The following is an 811-nucleotide window of genomic DNA, read 5'->3' as shown; positions in this document are numbered from 1 at the left end:
CCCGCCATGACCGACGCCGACACCGAGGCAGATGCCGACGGCAACGCCAGCGACGCCACACCGGTCGTCATCACCCTCGATGCCGTCGCCGACGCGATGCAGCGCTTCCGCTACGACAAGGCGGCCGACGGGCACTACGACCAGGTCAGCGCGTTCATCAAGTCGATGCGCGGCTCGGATCCGGACGCGGCGGCCTACTGGTTGCTGCGGATGCTCGAGGCGGGGGAGGACCCGCGCTTCCTCGCCCGCCGCATGGTCATCTTCGCCTCCGAGGACGTCGGGCTCGCCGACCGGCAGGCGTTGCCGACCGCGGTGGCGGCCTTCGACGCGCTCGACAAGGTCGGGCTGCCCGAAGCTCGCTACGCGCTCGTGCACGCCGCGATCGCCCTGGCGGTGGCGCCGAAGTCCAACAGCGTCACCCGCGCGATCGGCGCCGGCCTGGACGCCGTGCGGCGTCACGGCAACACCGACGTGCCCGCCCACCTGCGCGATGGGCACTACCGGGGCGCCCGCAGCCTCGGGCACGGCGTCGACTACGACTACCCTCACGACCACGCGAGCGGGTTCGCGCCGGCGCAGACCTACCTACCGGATGCGCTGATCGGCACGGTGCTGTACCAACCGTCCTCCCACGGGCACGAGGCAGCGGTCGCCGACCGGCTCACCGACCTGCGCGCCCAGGCCCGCGCGGAACCGAACACCGCCCGAGCCGCCGCCCCGAGACCGACCGAGCAGCAGCCCCGCACCACCGCAGCGACCGGCACGACCCCCGCAACCGGCACGACCCCCGCAACCGGCACGACCCCCGCAA

At 73.5% G+C, this 811-nt stretch carries 1 pseudogene; it reads left to right on the top strand.

What is annotated here, in order from left to right:
• Nucleotides 1–6 precede the first annotated feature (6 nt).
• A pseudogene (locus tag WEB03_RS02685) lies at nt 7–811 on the top strand (replication-associated recombination protein A); the annotation flags it as partial.

It is taken from the genome of Nitriliruptor sp., from assembly GCF_040882075.1.
Taxonomy (GTDB): Bacteria; Actinomycetota; Nitriliruptoria; order Nitriliruptorales; family Nitriliruptoraceae; genus Nitriliruptor.
This window is presented reverse-complemented; position numbering and strand designations above follow the sequence as displayed.